This is a genomic window from Pyxidicoccus xibeiensis, assembly GCF_024198175.1.
GTDB lineage: Bacteria > Myxococcota > Myxococcia > Myxococcales > Myxococcaceae > Myxococcus > Myxococcus xibeiensis.
The window spans coordinates 527,169-547,178 of sequence record NZ_JAJVKV010000002.1; the positions used below are offsets into that span (position 1 = coordinate 527,169).

General features: G+C 71.9%; 18 protein-coding genes and 1 riboswitch. Of the genes, 7 read left to right on the forward strand and 11 right to left on the reverse strand.

The window, feature by feature from the left end; all coding sequences use genetic code 11:
• Nucleotides 1–51 precede the first annotated feature (51 nt).
• Nucleotides 52–735, reverse strand: a complete 684-nt coding sequence (locus LXT23_RS10160; RefSeq protein WP_253979916.1) for a phosphoribosyltransferase — start codon at nt 733–735, stop codon at nt 52–54.
• Nucleotides 736–878: 143 nt separating this feature from the next.
• Nucleotides 879–1,118, reverse strand: coding sequence for a hypothetical protein (locus LXT23_RS10165; RefSeq protein ID WP_253979917.1), 240 nt, complete (start codon nt 1,116–1,118; stop codon nt 879–881).
• Nucleotides 1,119–1,353: 235 nt separating this feature from the next.
• On the opposite strand from LXT23_RS10165, the gene LXT23_RS10170 reads away from it, so the two are divergent.
• Nucleotides 1,354–2,535: an SRPBCC family protein gene (locus tag LXT23_RS10170; RefSeq protein WP_253979918.1), complete on the forward strand. Its 1,182-nt coding sequence runs from the start codon at nt 1,354–1,356 to the stop codon at nt 2,533–2,535.
• Between the two features lie 60 nt (nt 2,536–2,595).
• On the forward strand, nt 2,596–3,741 hold the full coding sequence (locus LXT23_RS10175) for a TPM domain-containing protein (protein WP_253979919.1): 1,146 nt from the start codon (nt 2,596–2,598) through the stop codon (nt 3,739–3,741).
• A gap of 14 nt (nt 3,742–3,755) precedes the next feature.
• On the opposite strand, the gene LXT23_RS10180 is transcribed toward LXT23_RS10175, so the two are convergent.
• Nucleotides 3,756–5,585 carry a sensor histidine kinase gene (locus LXT23_RS10180; RefSeq protein ID WP_253980422.1) on the reverse strand — a complete coding sequence of 610 codons (1,830 nt, stop codon included), beginning with the start codon at nt 5,583–5,585 and terminating at the stop codon, nt 3,756–3,758.
• 256 nt (nt 5,586–5,841) lie between these two features.
• Between LXT23_RS10180 and LXT23_RS10185 the strand changes: the two genes are divergently transcribed.
• The 4 genes from LXT23_RS10185 (at nt 5,842) to LXT23_RS50095 (ending at nt 9,737) form a co-directional block, all read left to right on the forward strand.
• Complete coding sequence (locus tag LXT23_RS10185) at nt 5,842–6,678, forward strand: hypothetical protein (RefSeq protein WP_253979920.1); 837 nt, start codon at nt 5,842–5,844, stop codon at nt 6,676–6,678.
• 80 nt (nt 6,679–6,758) lie between these two features.
• Complete coding sequence (locus tag LXT23_RS10190) at nt 6,759–7,949, forward strand: protoglobin domain-containing protein (RefSeq protein WP_253979921.1); 1,191 nt, start codon at nt 6,759–6,761, stop codon at nt 7,947–7,949.
• A complete protein-coding gene (locus LXT23_RS10195; protein WP_253979922.1) occupies nt 7,924–8,637 on the forward strand; it encodes a response regulator in 714 nt (237 codons plus the stop codon). The genes LXT23_RS10190 and LXT23_RS10195 overlap by 26 nt, the downstream gene beginning before the upstream one ends.
• On the forward strand, nt 8,634–9,737 hold the full coding sequence (locus tag LXT23_RS50095) for an ATP-binding protein (RefSeq protein WP_267146689.1): 1,104 nt from the start codon (nt 8,634–8,636) through the stop codon (nt 9,735–9,737). Before LXT23_RS10195 ends, LXT23_RS50095 begins: the two co-directional genes overlap by 4 nt.
• 18 nt (nt 9,738–9,755) lie before the next feature.
• Here the strand turns inward: LXT23_RS50095 and LXT23_RS10210 are convergent, their stop codons facing one another.
• From LXT23_RS10210 to LXT23_RS10245, 8 genes are all read right to left on the reverse strand, one after another.
• Entirely contained in the window at nt 9,756–11,651 is a 1,896-nt protein-coding gene (locus LXT23_RS10210) for a M56 family metallopeptidase (RefSeq protein WP_253979923.1), read from the reverse strand.
• A 3-nt stretch (nt 11,652–11,654) separates the two neighbouring features.
• On the reverse strand, nt 11,655–12,050 hold the full coding sequence (locus LXT23_RS10215) for a BlaI/MecI/CopY family transcriptional regulator (protein ID WP_253979924.1): 396 nt from the start codon (nt 12,048–12,050) through the stop codon (nt 11,655–11,657).
• A 125-nt stretch (nt 12,051–12,175) separates the two neighbouring features.
• Nucleotides 12,176–12,481, reverse strand: coding sequence for a hypothetical protein (locus LXT23_RS10220; protein WP_253979925.1), 306 nt, complete (start codon nt 12,479–12,481; stop codon nt 12,176–12,178).
• 21 nt (nt 12,482–12,502) lie between these two features.
• On the reverse strand, nt 12,503–13,636 hold the full coding sequence (locus tag LXT23_RS10225; RefSeq protein WP_253979926.1) for a hypothetical protein: 1,134 nt from the start codon (nt 13,634–13,636) through the stop codon (nt 12,503–12,505).
• Nucleotides 13,637–13,701: 65 nt separating this feature from the next.
• Nucleotides 13,702–15,123: a sigma-54-dependent transcriptional regulator gene (locus LXT23_RS10230; protein WP_253979927.1), complete on the reverse strand. Its 1,422-nt coding sequence runs from the start codon at nt 15,121–15,123 to the stop codon at nt 13,702–13,704.
• 17 nt (nt 15,124–15,140) lie between these two features.
• The gene (locus LXT23_RS10235; protein WP_253979928.1) at nt 15,141–15,644 is read right to left on the reverse strand and encodes an OsmC family protein; all 504 of its coding nucleotides are present in this window, start codon (nt 15,642–15,644) and stop codon (nt 15,141–15,143) included.
• Between the two features lie 117 nt (nt 15,645–15,761).
• Complete coding sequence (locus tag LXT23_RS10240; RefSeq protein WP_253979929.1) at nt 15,762–17,168, reverse strand: SLC13 family permease; 1,407 nt, start codon at nt 17,166–17,168, stop codon at nt 15,762–15,764.
• Between the two features lie 93 nt (nt 17,169–17,261).
• Nucleotides 17,262–17,693: a CBS domain-containing protein gene (locus tag LXT23_RS10245; protein WP_253979930.1), complete on the reverse strand. Its 432-nt coding sequence runs from the start codon at nt 17,691–17,693 to the stop codon at nt 17,262–17,264.
• 204 nt (nt 17,694–17,897) lie between these two features.
• A riboswitch (TPP riboswitch) is annotated at nt 17,898–18,007 on the forward strand.
• Nucleotides 18,008–18,051: 44 nt separating this feature from the next.
• Here LXT23_RS10245 and thiC point away from each other — a divergent pair.
• A complete protein-coding gene (gene thiC, locus LXT23_RS10250; protein ID WP_253979931.1) occupies nt 18,052–19,926 on the forward strand; it encodes a phosphomethylpyrimidine synthase ThiC in 1,875 nt (624 codons plus the stop codon).
• The last annotated feature ends 84 nt before the right edge of the window (nt 19,927–20,010 follow it).

The window sequence follows — 20,010 nt, forward strand, 5'->3', positions numbered from 1 at the left end:
CACGGGCATGGTTCACCCGTCACCGGCGAGTCTACCTCCTCACAACACGCCTCAGGGCGCGGAAGGCTGCTCCAGGCTCGCACCGCGCTCCATGGCCGCGTGGCTCAGCAGCTCACGCACCTCTTCATCCGTGGTCTGCGCGAAGTCGCGGTACCAGAGGCCCACGGCGTAGAAGGGCTCGGGCATGCGGGCGCAGATGACCTCATCCGCCTCGGCCGCGAGGACCTCGCAGGACTCGGTGGCCCCCACCGGCACCGCCACCACGATGCGCGCGGGCTCGAGCCGGCGCAGCGCGGCCACCGCGGCGCGCATCGTCGTCCCCGTGGCCAGCCCGTCATCCACGAGGATGACCGTGCGCCCGCTCACGTCGGGCGGCGGCCGCCCGTCCCGGTAGCGCTGCTCGCGCCGCCGCAGCTCCCGCGCCTCGCGCTCCGCCGTGGCGTTGATGGCCTCCTGGGGAATCTCGAGCTGCTCCACCACCTCCCGGTTGATGACCCGCACTCCACCGGACGCGATGGCGCCCATCGCCAGCTCCTCGTGTCCGGGCGTCCCCAGCTTCCGCACCAGGAACACGTCGAGTGGCGCCCCCAGCTCCTGCGCCACGACGAGCGCCACCGGCACGCCGCCTCTCGGCAGGCCGAGCACCAGCGTGTCCGGCCGGTGCGCATACGGCCGCAGCAGCTCCGCCAGCTCGCGGCCTCCTTCATAACGGTCCAGGAACTCGGGCCCTCGCATGTGCCGCTCCCTTCGCCGTTCCCCCAGCTCCGAACGACGCCTCCAGCGACAAACGTGGGCACCTTGCGCGCGGAGCGGAACGGCCCGCGCGGGCGCGGGGCACCCACCCCGTGCCCGCCGGTCCGCCCGACACGCTTCGGGACTCAGCGCAGGCTGTCTGGCGCCGAGGCGATGATCTCCGGCCTGCCCGGCTGCGTGGGCATGGGTGGCTCATGAATGCCGGGCGGCTTGATTTCGGGCGGCTGCGGCGGCTCGATTTCCGGCGGCGCGCGCGTGGGCGGCTCGATTTCCGGCGGCTGGCGCGCGGGCGGCTCCCGGCTGGGAGGCTTGCCCGGCTCAGGCTCCTTCACGGGCGAATCGGGCGTCGTCGGCACTTCGGGCATGCGGCGGCTCTCCTGGATTCCGGCAAGGGTTCACTCAGCCTCGTGACACTGGGCACGCCCAGGCAGGCGGGCACCGCTCCCGTTGCCCACTGAACGTGCGGCCGATGCCTGGCTGACTGCTGGGGAGCCGGGCGCGCTGACAGGCGTCGGACCGGGGGCTCCCTCCAGCCTGATGCACCGCGCTACCGCCACGTTCACGTTCCAGGGAGGAACCGGCGAGCGAAGGAGTCACGCGATGAAGGCTGCCTGGTGGGGAATCGGTGGCATGGGGATGGGCATGGGATTGATGTACTGGGCCGACCCGCGAAGTGGCCGCTGGCGGCGCTCCCACCTGCAAGGCAGGGCCGTCCACGCGGTGCATGAGGCCAGCGCCGCCGTGGGAATCATCGCCCGCGACCTGTCCCACCGCACGCGCGGCCTCTTCTTCGAGTCCTTCCGCAAGCTGCGCGCCCGGCCCGTGGACGACCTGACGCTGGAGGAGCGCGTCCGCGCGGCGCTGGGCCGCGTGTGCTCGCATCCCGGCGCCATCCGGGTCTCCGCGAGGAACGGCCTGGTGGTGCTGGAGGGCTCCATCCTCGTCGGCGAGCTGAAGCGCGTGGTGCCCCGCCTCGGCCGCGTGCGCGGGGTGCGCGGGGTGGACAACCGGCTGTCGCCCTTCACGGAGCCCGGAAGCCGCCCGGACCTGCAGGGCGGGGTGCCCCGGCGCGGCGAGGCCTGGGCCTTCATGCAGGGCCACTGGTCTCCCACGTCGCGGCTGTTCGGCGCGCTCGGAGGCCTGGCGCTCGCGGGCTGGGGGCTCGGGCAGCGGGGCATCATCGGCACGCTGGCGAGCCTGGGCGGGGGGATGCTCGGCATCCGCGCCTTCACCAACCTGGACCTGAAGCGGCTCACCGGTGTGGGCGCGGACGTGCGTGCCATCTCGCTCCACAAGGACCTCACGGTGAATGCCCCTGTCGAGGAGGTCTTCGCCTTCTGGAGCGCGATGCACAACTTCCCCCGCTTCATGACGCACGTCGATGAGGTCCGCGTGGGCCCGGAGGGGCGCTCGACCTGGAAGGTGCGCGGCCCCGCGGGCACGCACTTCGAATGGGACGCCATCGTCACCAAGCGCATCCCCAACCGGCTGCTCGCGTGGCGCAGCGTGGAGGGCACCCTGGTGAAGAACGCTGGCGTCATCCACTTCGAGCCCACGCCCAACGGAGGCACGCGGGTGGACATCCGCCTCTCGTACAACCCGCCGGCGGGCGCCGTGGGCCACGCCTTCGCGAAGCTGCTGGGCGCCGACCCCAAGAAGCAGATGGACGACGACCTGCTGCGCTTCAAGTCGCTGCTGGAGCGCGGCAAGGCCACCGGCCACGAGACGGTGACGCGCGACCAGGTCGCTCCGGACCGCGAGTGGTGGCCGACGCCCCACTGACCGCGGCGTCCGGGCCCCCGTCTCGAAAGGGCGCGGACGTGTCTGCTACACTCGGCTGCCATGCGCGCATGGCTGAGCTGGGTGGTGCTGGCGTGTGTCTTCGGCACGCCGGCCCTGGGCATCACGGTGGATGCGGTTCCCCGTCCTCCGAGGGGCACGTGGTCGGTGGACACGACGGGGAAGCTCTCCGCCGACACCCGGGCGGAGGTGAACCGGCTCGGCGCCGAGCTGGACGCTCAGGGACGCGGCCAGCTCGCCGTGGTGGTGGTGGACACCACCAGTGGCCGTGGCTCGCGCGACTTCGCCCTGACCCTCTTCAACCGGTGGGGCATCGGCCACGCCGGGGTGGATGACGGCGCGCTGCTCTTCATCGCGCTGTCGGACCGCAAGGCGGAGATCATCCTCGGCGATGGCGTGGACGGCCCGCGCGACCAGGCGGCCAGCGACGCGCTGATGTCGGGGACCATCATTCCCGCCTTCAAGCGCGGCGACCCGGACGGCGCGGTGCGCGACGGCGCCAGGGGCCTGCACCAGCTCCTCCAGCAGTCGGAGCTGTTCAACCCGTCGGCCGCCACCGCGAGCGGCGAGCAGGATACCCAGGCCCTTCCACCCCAGGAGGCACCGTACATCCCCGGCACCGTCCCCTCTTCGTACGAGTCCGTGTACGCGCCCGAGCCCACCTCCTCGACTCCGGACGTCGGGCTGTTGGCCGGGGGCGTGGGCGTGCTCGGCGCGGCGGGCCTGGCCGGCCGGGCGCTGCTGCGGAGGCGCCCACGCAAGTGCCGTGCGTGTGGCGGCAAGCGGGAGCGGCTGGACGAAGCGGCGGATGACGACCACATCGACGCGGGCCAGCGGCGGGAGGAGAAGTTGGGCTCGGTGGACTACGACGTCTGGTGGTGCAACCCCTGCGAGGACGCCGTGGTGGAGCGCTACGGGACGCTCTTCACGCGCTACGCGCGCTGCGCGCAGTGCAGATATGTGACGTCGGACAAGACGACCCGGACCCTGCGCGCCGCCACGTACGACCATGGCGGCGAGGTGGAGGTGACGCTGCGCTGCAAGCACTGCGGCAACGTGTCCACCTCGCGCCACAGCACGCCCCGCCTCACCCGCTCCAGCTCGTCCTCCAGCAGCGGCAGCCGCTCCTCCTCGTCCTCCTTCGGTGGCGGGCGCTCCTCGGGGGGTGGCTCCAGCGGGAGCTGGTAGCAGCCTGCTCCCGCTCACCCCGCGTGGGCGGAGGCGTCGAGCTCCCGCGTGGTGGCGAGGGGAAGGCGCACGATGAAGCGGGTGCCTTCCTCGGCGGAGGAGCTGGCGGTGATGCTCCCGCCGTGGGCCCGGACGAGGTGCTGGACGATGTAGAGCCCCAGCCCCAGCCCCCGGCGTCCGGCGTCACGCCCTGCCTGCTTGAACGGGTCGAAGATGCGGGGCAGCAGCTCCGCTGGCACCGGGGGCCCGTCGTTGTGCACCGACAGCTCCACGTCCGGGCCGTCCGCCCGGAGCTCCACCCGCACCGGGGAGTCCTCGTCCCCGTGTACGAGCGCGTTGCCCACGAGGTTGGACACCACCTGGGCCAGCCGGCCCGGGTCCCACGCACCCGTGTGGGCCCCGCGCGCGCAGGCCAGCACCACGCGCCCCGGGTGCGTCAGCTCGAACTCCGCCACCGTCTCCTGCACCAGCCAGCACAGGTCCGTCGGCCGCCGGTCCAGGGGAATGCCTCCGCCCATGGAGGCGCGCGTGAAGTCGAGCAGGTCGTCAATCATCCGCGTCATGCGGTCCGCGCTGGTGGCGATGCGCCGCACGCCCGTCAGCACCACGTCTGGCACCGCCTCTCGCCGCAGGAGCAGCTGGGTGGTGAGCGTGATGTTGCCGAGCGGGTTGCGCAGGTCGTGCCCGACGATGCCCAGCAGCCGCTCGCGGAACTGCTCCGTGTGCTTCTCCTCGGTGACGTCCCGGAAGAACGCGGCGATGCCGCCCTCCCGCGTGGGGTAGACGCTCGTGCTCGTCCACAGGTCCAGCGGCGCGTAGTACTCGTCGAACCGGCTGGGCACCCGCTGCTCCGCCACGCGGTGGTACTCCACCCAGTACTTCGACCCGGGATGCGCGGTGGCCGGGAACACGTCCCAGAAGACGCGCCCCAGCGTGTCCTCGCGCCGCGTGCGCGACAGGCGCTCCTGGTTCTCGTTCACCATGACGAAGCGGAAGTCCTTGTCGAGCACGAACATGGCCTCCCCATGCTCCATGACCTCGAGGGCCCGCTCGTGCTCGCGCATCAGCTGCTCGCGCTCCTCCTGCTCCCGCTTGCGCCGGGTGATGTCATGGAAGAAGACGGACAGGCCGCCGTCCTCGTTCGGATGGGCGCGCACGTCGAACCAGCGGTTCCACGGGGTGTAGAGCGTCTCGAAGGACTCCGCGCACCGCCGGCTGGCGGCGTCGCGGTAGTGCTGCTCCAGCTCGGAGCCCTGGTACCCGGGGAACGCCTCCCACAGGGTGCGGCCCACCAGCTCCTCGCGCCGCTGGCCGAGCATCCGCTCCGCCTGCGCATTCACGTCGGTGAGGCGCCACTGCGCGTCCACCGCATAGAAGCCGTCGGACATGCTCTCCAGCAGCCGCGCCCGCTGGAGCTGGGCATGCTCGATGTCGCCGCGGCTGTGTACCCGCTCGGTGACGTCGACCAGCGTGCCCAGGAAGCGCACCGGGCGGCCCTCTCGGTCGAAGAAGGCCCGCCCGTTGGCGGCAAGCCAGCGCACGCCCAGGGGCGTGGGGATGCGGTGCTCCAGGGAGAAGTGCCCGCTGCCCTCCGGCCGCAGGGCCTGCCGTATCGCCGCCTGGGTCTTCATCCGGTCCTCGGGGTGGACGCGGGACAGGAAGTCCTCCATGCCCATCCGCGTGTCCGGCGGCACCCCGAAGAGGGCCAGGGCCCGCTCGTCGAAGGTCAGCGCGCCCGTCTCCGGGTCATAGTCCCAGGTCCCCAGGCCGGTCGCCTCCACCGCGAGCCGCAGCTGCTCCCGGTCGCGGGCGATGCTGTCCTCGTCCCGGGTCGTTCGCGCCACCAAGAAGAGCCTCCCAGACGACGGGGCCCGGAGAAGGAGCCCCTCCTGGGAGGTGGACCCTGCCGGCGCGTTTCGGAAGACTCCCGCTGCCTGCCTGCCCTCCGGCCGGCGCAAGTCTTGCGCGTCCGCTCCCGACTCCGCGGCGCCGCGCACTTCCTGCGTCCCGCTCGTCCTGCACCGCCAGGGGAGCGTCCTGGCGCGAGGCTTGCTCAAGAGGCAGGGACCGGCTCGGGACGACGCCGGGAAGGGAGCCCCCATGGGCAGGCGCGAAGTGACAGCCGTCATCCTCAGCGTGTTCCTCGCCTCGGGCGCGGGGCAGGCAAGCGGGCTGGAGCCCGGCTCCCCCCTGCAGGCGCCCCCGCGTCCCGCTGTCCGGAAGCAGCCCGAGGCCGCGCCGCGCGCACCGGAAGTCTCCCTGGCGCGCTTCCTGGAGTCACCGGGCCGGGACGCGGCGCGGGTGCGGCTCTGGCTGCGGCACAACCGCGAGGCGCGCGGTATCGAGGAGGGCGCGCGCGAGTTCCTGGGGCGGCTCATCGACATCGTCACCGAGGCACCTCCGGAGCTCGTGTTCTCCCACGAGCGCGTCATGCTGGACGCGGAGGCCCTGGCGGCCGACTCGGAGCTGCTCGCGCTGGCGGATGCGCGCACGGAGCTGCTGGCGGTGCTGGGCCGGATGGACCCGGACTTCCAGGTGCTCGAAGGGGAGCGCTTCCCGCCCTGGGCCCGGGACGGGGTGGTGGACCGCCAGGCGCTCGCGGGGCTCGTCTTCGCGCGCACCGGCCGCGCCGCCGCGCTGCCCGTGGAGGTGGACCGGCTGCTCGCGGAGCTGACGGCGCTGGACTCGCGGCTGGACCTGCAGGAGGTGCAGCTGCTGCCGGTGGCGGAGGAGGCGCTGGGCGCCGTGCTGCTGGGGCTCACCTCGGGGGAGGCGACGATGATGGAGGTGGTCCATGGGCTGCACTTCCTCAAGCACCAGCAGCGGCGGAGGCTGGACCTGCGCGTCCACCGGGAGCTGCTGTTGATGGAGGTGGCTCGGCGGGCGGGCTGCGCGGTGGAGGCCCTGCCGTGGGCCAACCCGGCCGAGCCCGGCTGATCCGTTCGATGGCTTCCACCGGGCGGAAGGAACTCCCTGCGCCCGGACGTTGACCGCGGTTAGGCTCCCACCCCAGACCCATGTCGGAAACCTTGTTCGAGGAATTGAAGCGGTACGTGGGCTTCAGCCCGGAAGACGAGCGCGCGCTCGTCGGCCTGCACCCCATCGTGAAGTCCCACTTCCCGCGCATCGCCCGCGTCTTCTACGACCGCATCCTGGAGCACGAGGGCGCTCGCCAGGCGCTGGAAGGCGGGGAGAGTCAGGTCGGCCACCTGCGGGGCACCCTCCAGGTGTGGATGGACCAGCTGCTGAGCGGCCCCTGGGACGAGGCGTACTTCGAGCTGCGCTGCCGCATCGGCCGCATGCACGTGCGCATCTCGCTGCCCCAGCACTACATGTTCGGCGCGATGAACATCCTGCGGCGGGAGCTCAACGCCCTCGTCGACGAGGCGTACCTCGGGCAGCCGGACTCGCTGCGCGTGGCCCGCGCCGCGCTGGGGAAGATCCTGGACCTGGAGCTGGCCATCATGCTCCACACCTACCGCGAGGACCTGCTGACCCAGCAGGCGCGCATCGAGCGGCTGTCCACCTTCGGCCAGCTCGTGGGCTCCATCGGCCACGAGCTGCGCAACCCGCTGGGCGTCATTGAGACCTCGCTCTACATCCTCCGCGGCCGGCCCGGCGCCGTGGACGAGCGCACCGCGAAGCACCTGGACCGCATCGGCGACCAGGTCTCCATCGCCAACCGCATCGTCACCGACCTGCTGGACATGATTCGCGACCGGCCCCTGCAGCGGCAGGACGTCTGGCTGGACGAGGTCTGGCAGGAGGCGCTCAAGGCGGTACAGCGGCCGGAGTCCGTCACGGTCCACGCGGAGGGCCTGGTCTCGCTGCCGGCGGTGCGGGGAGACGCGGGCCAGCTGCGCCAGGTGTTCGTCAACCTGCTGGAGAACGCGGTGCAGGCGCTGGAGGAGACGGGCGGCTCGGTGTCGCTCACGGCCAGCACCCCCGAGCCCGGCGTGGCGGAGCTGGTGCTGGAGGACTCGGGGCCGGGCGTGAGCGACAGCATCCGCCGCCGCCTCTTCGAGCCGCTGATGACGACGAAGGCGCGCGGCATCGGGCTCGGGCTGCCGCTCGTCAGGCGCATCCTGGAGCGGCACGGGGGCAGCATCGCCTATTCCCCTCGCGATGGCGCTGGTGCACGCTTCGTGCTCCGGCTTCCCCTCACTCCCGTGGAGGACGCTCATGCGCCAGTACCTTCTGCTGGATGACAACCGCGCGTTCGCGGAGAACCTCGCGGAGATCCTCCGCGACGAGGGCGACCAGGCCACCGTCGTCACCCAGGGTGACGAGGCCGTGCGCCTGGCACGCACCACGCGCTTCGACGTGCTGCTGACGGACATGCGCATGCCCGGGATGAGCGGCGCGGACGCGGTGCAGCAGCTGCGCCGGGTGGACCCGGGGCTGGCCGCGGTGGTCGTCACCGCCTACCCCCGCGAGGGCGATTTGGAGACGGCGCGGCGCGAGGGGCTGCTGGCGGTGCTACCCAAGCCCGTGCCGGTGCCCATGCTGGTGTCGCTGCTCTCCGGGGCACGGCGCGACGGGCTGGTGGTGCTGGTGGAGGACGACCCGGCGCTGAGCGACAACCTCACGGAGCTGCTGCGCTCGCGGGGCTTCTCGTGCGTGACGGCCGGCACCGTGCTGGACACGGATCTCATCGCCTGTGCGGAGCCCTTCGCCGCGCTGGTGGATTTGCGTGTGCCCGGCGGCCCGGATGGGGAAGCGCTGCGGCGGCTGCGCGCGCGCTACCCGGGCCTGCCCACCTACGTCATCACCGCCTACCCGGAAGAGTCCCTGGTGGAGGGTGCGGCGGGGGTCTTCTCCAAACCCTTCGACACCGGCGCGCTGCTGCGGGCGCTGGAGACGGCGCACGCCGAGCGCGCCCCTCGTTCGCCATGAGCGAGCCCGTCCTCAAGTCCCCACCGCGCGTCCTGGTGGTGGATGACAACGCCGCCTTCCTGGACAACCTCCAGGAGCTGCTGGGTGACGCGGGGTACTCGGTGCTGGGGGCCTCCAGCTGCCGGGCCGCCCGCGAGCGCGCGAGGGAAGGCTTCGACGTGGCGCTGGTGGATCTGCGCCTGCCGGACGGGGACGGCACCGCGCTGGCGGCGGAGCTGAAGGCGGGCGCGCCCGACTCGGAGGTGGTGCTGCTCACCGGCTTCGCCACGCTGGAGACGGCGGTGGCGGCGGTGCGCGCGGGCGCGTGCGCGTACCTCATGAAGCCGTGCGCGCCGCAGGAGCTGCTGCTGACGCTGGAGCAGGCCATGCGCCAGGTGCGCCTGCACGGCGAGAAGCGCGAGCTGGCCCGGCGCGCGCAGGTGACGGAGAAGCTGGCAGCGGTGGGGACGATGACGGCGGGCCTGTCCCACGAGATTCGCAACCCGCTGAACGCGGCGGCGCTGCAGCTGTCCGTGCTGGAGCGGCGGCTGCGCAAGCTGCCGGAGGGCCAGCAGGGCCCGCTGCTGGAGCCGCTGCTGCTGGTGCGCGACGAGATTCGCCGGCTGGACCACATCCTGGAGGACTTCCTCCAGTTCGCCCGTCCCCGCGAGTTCCGCCCGGTCGTGGTGGACGTACGCGAGCTGATGCGCCGGGTGGTGGACCTGCTCAGCGGTCAGGCCGAGACGCGCAAGGTGACGCTGCGCGCGGTGCAGGAGGAGCCGGTGCCGCCGGTGGCCGGCGAGGAGGAGCGGCTGCGGCAGGTGCTCATCAACCTGTGCCTCAACGGCCTGGAGGCGAGTCCCGAGGGAGGGCAGGTGACGCTGTCCGCGGGCCACGAGGGCGCGCGCGTGTGGCTCACCGTGGATGACTCCGGGCCGGGCGTGCCGCTGGAGATTCGAGACCGCCTCTTCGAGCCCTTCTTCACCACGAAGGCCCAGGGCTCCGGGCTGGGGCTGCCGATTGTGCACGCCATCGTCACCCAGCACGGGGGCACGCTGGAGGTGGGCACGGCGCCCGGTGGGGGCGCCCGCTTCATCCTCCACCTGCCCGCGGCGCGGTAGGCGGCTACCGCCCGCCCGTCAGAAGTTGCCGCCCGACCGGAAGCGGACGGGGCCGAAGGGCTTGTAGCTCGTGCAGATCATGCAGGAGTGGTTGCCCGCGGCGCCCCGGTACTGGTTGACGTCGAGGGCGGCGAGCTTCCTCTCCGGGGGCTCGGCTCGGCCGCCACCGGGGGTGTTGGTGAACAGGATGTCGAACACGTAGTGCACGGCCACCGGCTTGCCGTCGAGCATGGCGGGCTCATAGCGCCACGTGGAGAGCGTGCGGATGACCGCGTCCTCCAACCCGCTCAGCCCCTGGAGGGGCTTGCAGTCGGTGACGGTGCCCTCGGTGGTGATGGTGCAGCGGGTGACCACCGCGCCCCGGGGGAACGAGGCAATCTGGGCCCGGAGGCCGTAGGTGAGGTTCGGATAGTGGAAGCGCTCCCCGGAGATGAAGCGGGGCGGGGTGACGTCCGGGCCGAGCTCCATCACCCGGGTGCGCTGGGCGGCGCTGATGAGGACGGGCGCCGCCACGGCGATGGTCGGAGCCTCCTCCTCCATCATGGGCTCGGCGCTGGCAACGGCGGACTCGGCGGGCTCGGCGTCCAGCGAGTATGGGACGCGGGGCAGCTCCGTGCGGGCGATGGCCTGCGTGTCGGGGATGAGCAGCGGCATGGGGCCGGGAGCGCGGGCCTTCACGGCGGGTGCGCGGGCTTCCTTCGGGGCCGTCCGCACGGCCGGGCGCGCGGCGCGGCCAGGCGCCTGGCTGAGGGCGGCCGGAAGCGGGGCGGGCGCGACGAACGGGCGCGGCAGCTGGGCGGTGTGCCGCGGGGCCCGCGTGTCCGGGGCGGCGGGCGCTTCGAGCTCCGGCTCGGGGCTCGGGGCCGGCTCCTCGGCGCGCGCCGTCTCGGGAAGCTGCGAGCTGCCCAGCACTGCGGCGAGCAGCACGCCGCTGATGCCACTGGCCATGCGCCACGGACGGCGCGGGATGCCCGCCTCTGGCGCGACGAGCAGGCGACGCACGCGGGTCAGCAGCGAGCCGCCGCTGGCACCCAGGGCGGGGTGGGGCGAGGGGCTGACGCGCAGCTGCTCGATATGGGCAAGGGCGCGGGCATAGAGGTAGGCGTCACCGCAGCACTGCACGGCGAGGTCATCGGCGCAGTGCTCGCGCTCCTCGCGGATGCGGTGGGACAGCCACCAGACGGCCGGGTGGTAGAAGAGGAAGGTCTCGACGAGGGACTGCAGGAGGTTGACGAGGTAGTCGTGCCGGCGGATGTGGGCCAGCTCATGGGCGAGGATGGCCTCGAGCTGGGCGGGGTTGAGGCCGGTGAGGGCGCCCGCGGGCACGAGGATGAGGGGGCGCCACAGGCCGATGACCATGGGCACGTCGATGCTGGCGCACGCGCGCAGGCGCACCGGGCCGGTCATCCGCATGCGGACCAGCGCCTTGACGAGCGCGTCCTTCCAGGCCAGCGCGGGCTCGAAGGTGTCACGGCGGGACATGCGCTGCGTCATGCTCCAGGCCAGCAGGGTGCGGCAGGAGAGGACGAGCACACCGCAGCACCAGGCCGGCAGCAGCCACGGGCGGAGCGACTCCAGCCAGGGCGAGTCGCCCAGCGGCTCGGAGGCCGTCAGCACCGTGATGGAGACGTCCGCGGGGACGCTGGGGTCGACGGGGGCGGAGAGGCCCTCGGAGAAGACGAAGCGGGCGGCGTCCGCGAGCGCGGAGAAGAAGGAGACCGCCGGCAGGACCGCCATGGCGAGCAGGCCGAGGCAGGAGATGGCGTAGCGGGCACGGGCGGCGCGCTCGGGCATCAGCGCGAGCAGGCCGGCGACGACGAGGGCCACGGCCGCGCCCTGCCAGAGGAACCCGAGCAGGGCGTGCTCGAGAGCGAGGAACACCGGATGCCGCGCGAGCATGTGCAGTGATTCCATCAGTCACTTCCCCCGCTTCTCGTGCTCGTCCAGCAGCTTGCGGATCTCCGCCAGCTCCTCGGCGGACGCCCGCTTCATGGAGAGGGCCTGGGCCACGACGCTGGTGGCCGACCCGCCGAAGGCCCGGTCCATCAGGTCGCGAAGCAGGTCACGCTGGGTGCGCTTCTCACTGATGGCGGCCTCGTAGACGTGGGTGCGCTCGCTCTCGTCGCGCTGGACGATGCCCTTCTCCGTCATGTTCTGCAGGAGCTTGAGGACCGTGGTGTAGCCGGTGTCCTTGTCCTGCGTGTCACGGAGGGACTCGTGCACCTGACGCACCGTGCACGGTCCCAGCTTCCAGAGGACGCGCAGGATGGCCAGCTCGGCGCGCGTGGGCTGCGGCGGCGGAACAGGGGTCATGAGTAAAAGTATTACGACGTATGTCGTAAGTGTCAACGACATGCGTCGTAGATGTTGTCCCCCGGACCCCTTGCGATTCTCGCGCCACCGGGACGCAGGTTCAGTCCCCGGCGGGGTCCGGACGCCTACCGCCGCCGGCGGCCGTCGGTGGGCTCGTTCACGGGGCCGTCGTCCGACGCCGAGAACACGGTGAGCGCGCCCTGCGAGGGCAGGTGCCTCACGGGGGCGTTCATCCACTCGGCCAGGCGCTGCGCGGCGAGCGCGCGCTCGGCATCGGGGAGGCGGCGGATGCGCGAGTCGTTGTGGTGGGCGTCGGGGACAGTGAAGCGCCAGGAGTCATTGCTCTCGCGCACGTTGAAGGGCGCGGCGGACCAGAGGAACGTGCTGCGCCGGCCCGCGTGGTGGACCCACAGCTCGGCGAGCAGCGGCACGAGAGGGTTGTCGGGCCCGCGTCAGGGGACGGTTCCGGCGGTGGCCGGTGTGTCGGGGAGCTGCTTGAGCAGGTCGATGTTCTGGTGGGCGATGGCGAGGAGGATGCCGGCGATGTGCCTGCCGATGTACCGGCGCGGGAGCTTGCGCATCCACTCGGGCTGCTCGGGCATCGGGCCACCGGAAGGGGGCCGGTCGTCGATGGTGACGCCGCGCGACCACACCGTTGGCAGGAGGGTGTTGGAGCAGGATGCCGCGGCGACGGCCTCGTCCAGGGCGGCATAGGCCTCGCGGTAGGAGGTTGCGGCCAGGGGCCGGACGTAGCGGGCCATGTTGCCGGCCTCCACCAGACCGATGCAGCGGCTGATGGCCGACCCGCACGTCCGTGCCTTCCGGCCCACCTCCACGGGGGCGACGACGCTGGAGAAGCTCATGCTGGCCCACAGGACGGCGCGCATGCGCGCGTTCTGCTCGGCGCTCTGGGGCCTCCACTCCCGCGGAGGCTCCTTCATCAGCGAGTGGGCCGTGCCCTCGAGCCCGAGGAGGGCGGTGGCAATCATCGCGCCCAGGACGGTGTCCGTCCGGTAGGAGAGCCACGCGAGGTGGCGCACGTCCCGGGCGGCCTCCAGCGGCTGGCCGGTCCGCAGGCCGTGGACGAGCCGGAGCTTCGACCACTGCTGGAGGGGGAGGAAGTTCGGCACGGAGGCCGTCATCAGGTTGTACGGGTCCGCCGGAGGCACGGGGGTGTTCCGGAGGAGGTCCCAGCGGTCATGGCGCTGGAGCTCGCGCATCCAGCCGAAGTCCAGCCCGGACAGGTCCACGTCCGAGGCGAGCCACTCCTCCAGGGACTTCTTCTCCAACAACGCAGCGGGGAGCTGGAGGGGCGAATCCGCGGGCATGGCGGGGGAGGGGTCCCAGCCCGTCCACCGGTTGAGGAGCGGGCCCGCGTCGCCCGGGGTGCGCGGCTCGTGGAACCACGGGTCCGTGGCGAGCGTCGCCTGCTCCTCGCAGAAGCGGTCCACGTGCGCGGTGAGGTCCTGGCGCATGGCGTCCAGCGTGGGCTCGTACTTCCCACGCAGCCACACGTCGATGGCGACGAGCGCGATGACGGTGAAGAGGAGGGCTCCGCTCGCGAGCCACAGCAGGACTCGCAGCACGCTTCCACGGGACCGCCGCGCGTTCGGATGCATGGGCCGGGACTCTAGCAGTCCCGGCGGTGGCCCTACGACTCCGCGGCCAGGTCGTCCTCGTCGTCGTCCTGCACGGCCCGCAGGGGCGCGTCGCCGGCCTTCATGCCGTACTCCTTGAGGCGGTATTGAATCTTCCGCACGCTGATGCCGAGCACCTCGGCCGCGCGCGACGTGGAGCCCCGCACCATCTCCAGCGTGCGGAGGATGGCCTCGCGCTCGATGGCGGCCAGCGTGGCGCCGGGGATGAGCGCGTGGGTGGACGCGTCATTGGGCCGGGGCCCGCGCAGCACCGGCGGCAGGTCGTCCGCTGTCAGCTCCTGCCCCTGGACCAGCACCACCGCGCGCTCGATGGCGTTCTCCAGCTCGCGGATGTTGCCCGGCCAGTCGTGGGACAGCAGCGCCTGCAGCGTGCCCGGGGCCAGCCCGCGCACCTGCTTGCCGTAGGCCTCGCCGTACTTCTCCACGAAGTGGTTCACCAGCGCGGGGATGTCGCTCTTGCGCTCGCGCAGCGGCGGCAGCGTCACGCTCACCACGTTGAGCCGGTAGTAGAGGTCCTCGCGGAAGCGGCCCGCCTTCACCTCCGCCACCAGATCTCTGTGCGTGGCCGCGACGATGCGCGCGTCCACTTTCAGCGTCTGCGTCCCACCCACCCGCTCGAACTCGCGCGACTGGAGCACGCGCAGCAGCTTCACCTGCACCGCCGGGGAAATCTCTCCAATCTCGTCCAGGAAGAGCGTGCCGCCGTCGGCCAGCTCGAAGCGGCCCTCCTTGCGCGCCACCGCGCCGGTGAACGAGCCCTTCTCGTGCCCGAACAGCTCGCTCTCCAGCAGGCTCTCCGACAGCGCCGCGCAGTGCACGCGGATGAAGGCCTTGTCCTTGCGGGGCGACTCCTGGTGCAGCGCCTGCGCAATCAGCTCCTTGCCCGTGCCGGACTCGCCCAGGATGAGCACCGTCGCGCGCGTGCCCGCCGCGCGTCGCACGACGTCGTAGATGCCCTGGAGCTGCGGAGACTCGCCGATGATGTCGTGGAAGCGCCGCACCCGCGAGCGGACCTGGTCCCGCAGCGCCTCCGCCTCCTGCCGCAGGCTGCGCTTCTCCAGCGCCTTGCCCAGGATGACGAGCACCTGCTCCGCGTCCAGCGGCTTGAGCAGGAAGTTGTCCGCGCCGGCCTTCATGGCGTCCACCGCGGTCTCCACGCTGGCGAACGCCGTCATCATCACGAACGTGGCATCGCTGCCCTGCTCCCGCGCCGTCTTCAGGAACGTGAGCCCGTCCATCTTCGGCATCCGCACGTCGGTGAGCACCACCGCGGGAGAGAACTCCGCGAGGCGCGCCAGGGCGTCGCTGCCATTGGAGGCCTCGGCGACCTCGTAGCCCTCCTCGGTCAGGATGGTGGCGATGGCCCGGCGGGCGTTGTCCTCATCGTCGACGACCAGGATGCGCTGTGGAGACATTCGGGGTGTGCTTTCGGTCAGGTCGCGGGGAGGGCCAGGCGCGTGTCGTCCCGGCCCTCGGCGCCAGGATGGACGTGCCAGGTCTCGACCACGGGCTCGATGCGTGGGGTGAGCTGGATGATGGAGCTGGGGAAGCAGTGGGCGGGCAGCTCGGCGAAGATGAGGCGCACCGCCTCCGCGTCCGCCTCGGTGGAGACTGCCACGTGCGGGCGGACGATGAGGTCGGTCAAGTGCGGCGCCTGGCCCCTGGTGCCTACCACGCGGGCCATGGCGGAGCTCTGGTAGAACAGCACCGGCACGTCCGCCTCGCGCGCCCGGTCCATGAAGGCCACCAGCGTGCGTCCTTCCACCGCGCCCACCAGCAAGGTCTCAGGGGCCCACCGGCCGTCGTCCGCCGTGCCGGGCTCGGCCAGCGGCCGGCCGATGGGGAGCGGGGGCGCCTGGTCGCTCGTCAGGACGGCGCCACGCTCGCCCTGCCAGTACAGGCGCGTTTCGTACTCAGTGATGGTCACGGTTGTCATGGTCGACCTCCAGCCATGCCGGTGCGGGGACTGACCTTTCAACCCCCGTGCCTCGCGAGTGCATCTTCTGGAACGTGTAGGTGGTACCTGGGTACAGGATTGTCCTCGGAGGGTAGCTCATGGCAGCCCGAAGAGGTGGAGCACGGTGGCTCCGGTGAGGCTGACCAGCAGGCAGCCGGCCAGCATGAGGGGGATTCCCACCCGGAGCAGCTCGGAGGAGTCGAGCCCCTCGCCCGCGGCCATGGCGTTGGGCGGGGTGCTGATGACGAAGGGGATGCCGAACGAGCACCCCATGGCGACCAGGATGGAAGTGGAGGCCGCGGGCTGCAGCTGCAGGGCCAGGGGGATGAGGAGCGCCGCGGTGCCGGTGTTGCTCATCAGCGCGGACAGCACCGCCGCCACCACCACCAGCCCGGCCAGCTGCGCCGCCACCGGCCAGCCGCCCAGGTCCGCTCCCGCCAGCGCCCCCGCCACCAGCCCCGAGTGCTCCATCAGCCGGCCCAGGGAGATGCCGCCAGCGATGAGCAGCAGCGTGGACCAGTCCAGCTTCCCCAGGTCCTCGCGCTCGAGCAGGCCGCCGCCGAAGAGCAGCACGGTGGCCCCCAGCGCCACCACCGGCGCGGGCACACCGTGCAGCGGCTCCGACAGCCACGCCACCACGCACGCCGCGCTGACTCCCAGCACGGCCCGCCCGGAGCGGCTGAGCGGCCGGGGCGCCTGGGCGGGCAGCTCCACCCGGCCGCCCAGGCGGAAGCGCAGCAGCACCAGCCCGAAGCCCAGCGCCAGCATGAGCGCGGTGAGGGGGAGGGCCAGGGCCATCCACTCCGCGAAGGTGACGCGCGAGTAGGCGCTGGCGGCGGACACGGCGAGGGCATTGGGCCCGCTGCCCACCGGGGTGGCCATGCCGCCGAAGTTGGCGCCCAGGGCCACGCCCAGGAGCAACGCGGGGCGCAGCGCCGCGCCGGCGGGCGCGGCCTGGAGGATGGGGCGCAGCGCGGCCAGCATCATCGCGGCGGCGGCCACGTTGGACATCCACATGGAGAGGAAGGCCACGCCGCCCATCACCAGGAGGAGCAGCAGCCGGGGCCGTCCCCGTGACAGCCGCACGACGTGCCCGGCCACCGAGGCGTCCAGGCCGTGGCGCATGGCGGCGACCTCCAGCGTGAAGCCGCCCAGGAAGAGGACCAGCACCGGGTCCGCGCCCCACGCCAGCACGGCGGGCAGGCGGTAGTCCGCGTCCAGCGGCCCCAGCAGCACCGGCGTGGCGCCCAGCAGCAGCAGGCTGGGGACGAACGGCGGCACCACCTCCGTGAGCCACAGCACCAGGCACACCCCGCCAATCAGCACCGCGCGCGAGGCCACCGGGCCCTCCGCCCAGAAGGCCGCCACCAGCGCCACGGCGGCGACGCCGGCCACCGCCAGCAGGGGGCGCAGCCAGTGGCGGCGCGGCCCGGCCCCGGTGCTGGCGCTCACGGGCTCCGGCTGGAGCGGCGAGGCGGCGGGCACGTCTCCAGGAGCGAGCATCGGGGCCTCGTGCGTACAGCCGGCACCTCCCTGGGAGGTGCGCTCGGAAAAGGGGGGAACAGGGACTCGCGCGACGTGCCACGCGCGGGCGGCTCAGGCGCTGTATTCGGCTGCCATCTCCCGGCGGTCCAGCTCGCCGATGAGGTGGTGGGCATACCGCACCAGGTCCGCCTCCGTGAGGATGCCCAGCAGCACGCCGCTCGGGTCCACCACGGGCAGGCACCCGTACTTGTGCTTGAGCATCAGCCCCACGGCCTCCTTCAGCGGCGTCTCCGGGCCCACGGTCTCCACGTCGCGCGTCATGATGTCCGCGGCCCACAGCGGCTGCGAGGCGGGGTCGGTGGCGTGCATCGCCGAGGCCCTCAGCAGGTCGCGGTGGGTGACGAGCCCCACCAGCTTGCCCTGCCGCAGCACGGGCAGGTGCCGGATGCGGTGCAGCCGCAGCAGCTCCTCCGCCTTCGACAGGTTCTGCGTCTCCTTGAGGGTGACCAGCTCACGGCTCATCAGCTCTCCGACAATCTGCATGTGCGAATCTCCTCGTTCGTGGCGTCCCCTCGACGCTGCAACCCCATTGCAGGTCCGGGGCCACGCCCGCGCTCCCTCTGAAAGATGTGAAAACGGGCACTCCGGGGCGCAACCCTTGCGCCGCACCCGGTGCCCTCGCAGCCTTTGCGCCTCCCCGGCCCTGGGGACGGGTTGAAGGCCGGCCTGCTGTGCGCTAAGTGCTCACCCAGTCGCTAGGGGTGCCCCTGGATGGGGCTGAGACGGCCGTGGTGAACGGCCAACCCTTGGAACCTGAACCGGGTCATTCCGGCGGAGGGAAGCGGCCCGGGGCTCCATCCATCCCCGTGCGCTCGCCATCCGCCCGAAGAGGAGTTGCGAGATGAGCGGAGCGTCCAGGAGCCTCAAGGTCGATGGGAAGGTGCTGGAGGGAATCAGCCGGGGCCCGCTGCCGGCCTCGCGCAAGGTGTACGTGAATGGCGTGCTGCACCCGGACCTCCGCGTGCCCGTGCGGGAGATCAGCCAGACGCCCACGCGCCATGGCCCGGGGCCGGACGCGAAGGTGACGCCCAACCCGCCGGTCCACGTCTACGACTCCAGCGGCCCGTACACGGACCCGTCGGCGGACATCGACCTGCGCCAGGGCCTGCCCGCGCTGCGCGAGGCGTGGATTCTCGGCCGGGGTGACACCGAGGCGCTGCCCGGCATCACCTCCGAGTATGGCCGCGCCCGCGAGGCGGACCCCCGGCTGGCGGGCCTGCGCTTCACGCACCGCCGCCAGCCCCGCGTGGCGAAGCGGGGCGGCAACGTCTCCCAGCTGCACTACGCCCGCCGCGGCATCATCACCCCGGAGATGGAGTACGTCGCGCTGCGGGAGAACCTCAAGGCCGAGGCCTCGCTCGCGGCGCAGCACCCGGGCCACTCCTGGGGCGCGTCCATCCCCAAGGTGATTACGCCCGAGTTCGTGCGCGACGAGATTGCCCGGGGCCGCGCCATCATCCCCGCCAACATCAACCACCCGGAGCTGGAGCCGATGATCATCGGCCGCAACTTCCTGGTGAAGATCAACGCCAACATCGGCAACTCGGCGGTCACGTCCTCCATCGAAGAAGAGGTGGAGAAGATGGTGTGGTCCATCCGCTGGGGCGCGGACACGGTGATGGACCTGTCCACCGGTCGCAACATCCACGAGACGCGCGAGTGGATCCTCCGCAACGCGCCGGTGCCCATCGGCACGGTGCCCATCTACCAGGCGCTGGAGAAGGTGGGCGGCAAGGCCGAGGACCTCACGTGGGAACTGTACCGCGACACGCTCATCGAGCAGGCCGAGCAGGGCGTGGACTACTTCACCATCCACGCCGGCGTGCTGCTGCGCTACGTGCCGTACACCGCGAAGCGCCTCACCGGCATCGTCAGCCGCGGCGGCTCCATCATGGCCAAGTGGTGCCTCACCCACCACCGCGAGAACTTCCTCTACACGCACTTCGAGGAGATCTGCGAGATCATGAAGGCGTACGACGTCAGCTTCAGCCTGGGGGACGGGCTGCGGCCGGGCTCCATCGCGGACGCCAACGACGCGGCGCAGTTCGGCGAGCTGGAGACGCTGGGCGAGCTGACCAAGATTGCCTGGAAGCACGACGTGCAGACGATGATTGAGGGCCCGGGCCACGTGCCCATGCACCTCATCCAGGAGAACATGACGAAGCAGCTCGCGGTGTGCGGCGAGGCGCCCTTCTACACGCTGGGGCCCCTCACCACGGACATCGCGCCCGGGTACGACCACTTCACCAGCGGCATCGGCGCGGCGATGATCGGCTGGTTCGGCACGGCGATGCTCTGCTACGTGACGCCCAAGGAGCACCTGGGCCTGCCCAACCGGGACGACGTGAAGGAAGGCGTCATCACCTACAAGATTGCCGCCCACGCCGCTGACCTGGCCAAGGGGCATCCAGGCGCGCAGGCGCGCGACAACGCCCTGTCCAAGGCCCGCTTCGAGTTCCGCTGGGAGGACCAGTTCAACCTCTCCCTGGACCCGGAGCGCGCCCGCGCCTTCCACGACGAGACGCTGCCCGCCGAGGGAGCGAAGGTGGCCCACTTCTGCTCCATGTGCGGCCCCCAGTTCTGCTCCATGAAGATCACCCAGGACGTGCGCGACTACGCGGACAAGGTGGGCGTCTCCGAGGAGGCGGCGCTGAAGACGGGCCTGGAGGAGAAGAGCGAGGAATTCAGAAAAGCCGGAGGCCAGTTGTATCGCTGAAGCGCCAGGACCCGGGCCGGTACGGCAGGGGACGACCCGTCAGATCACCTGTCGCAGACGTGACAATCGTCGCGGGTGCGTGTC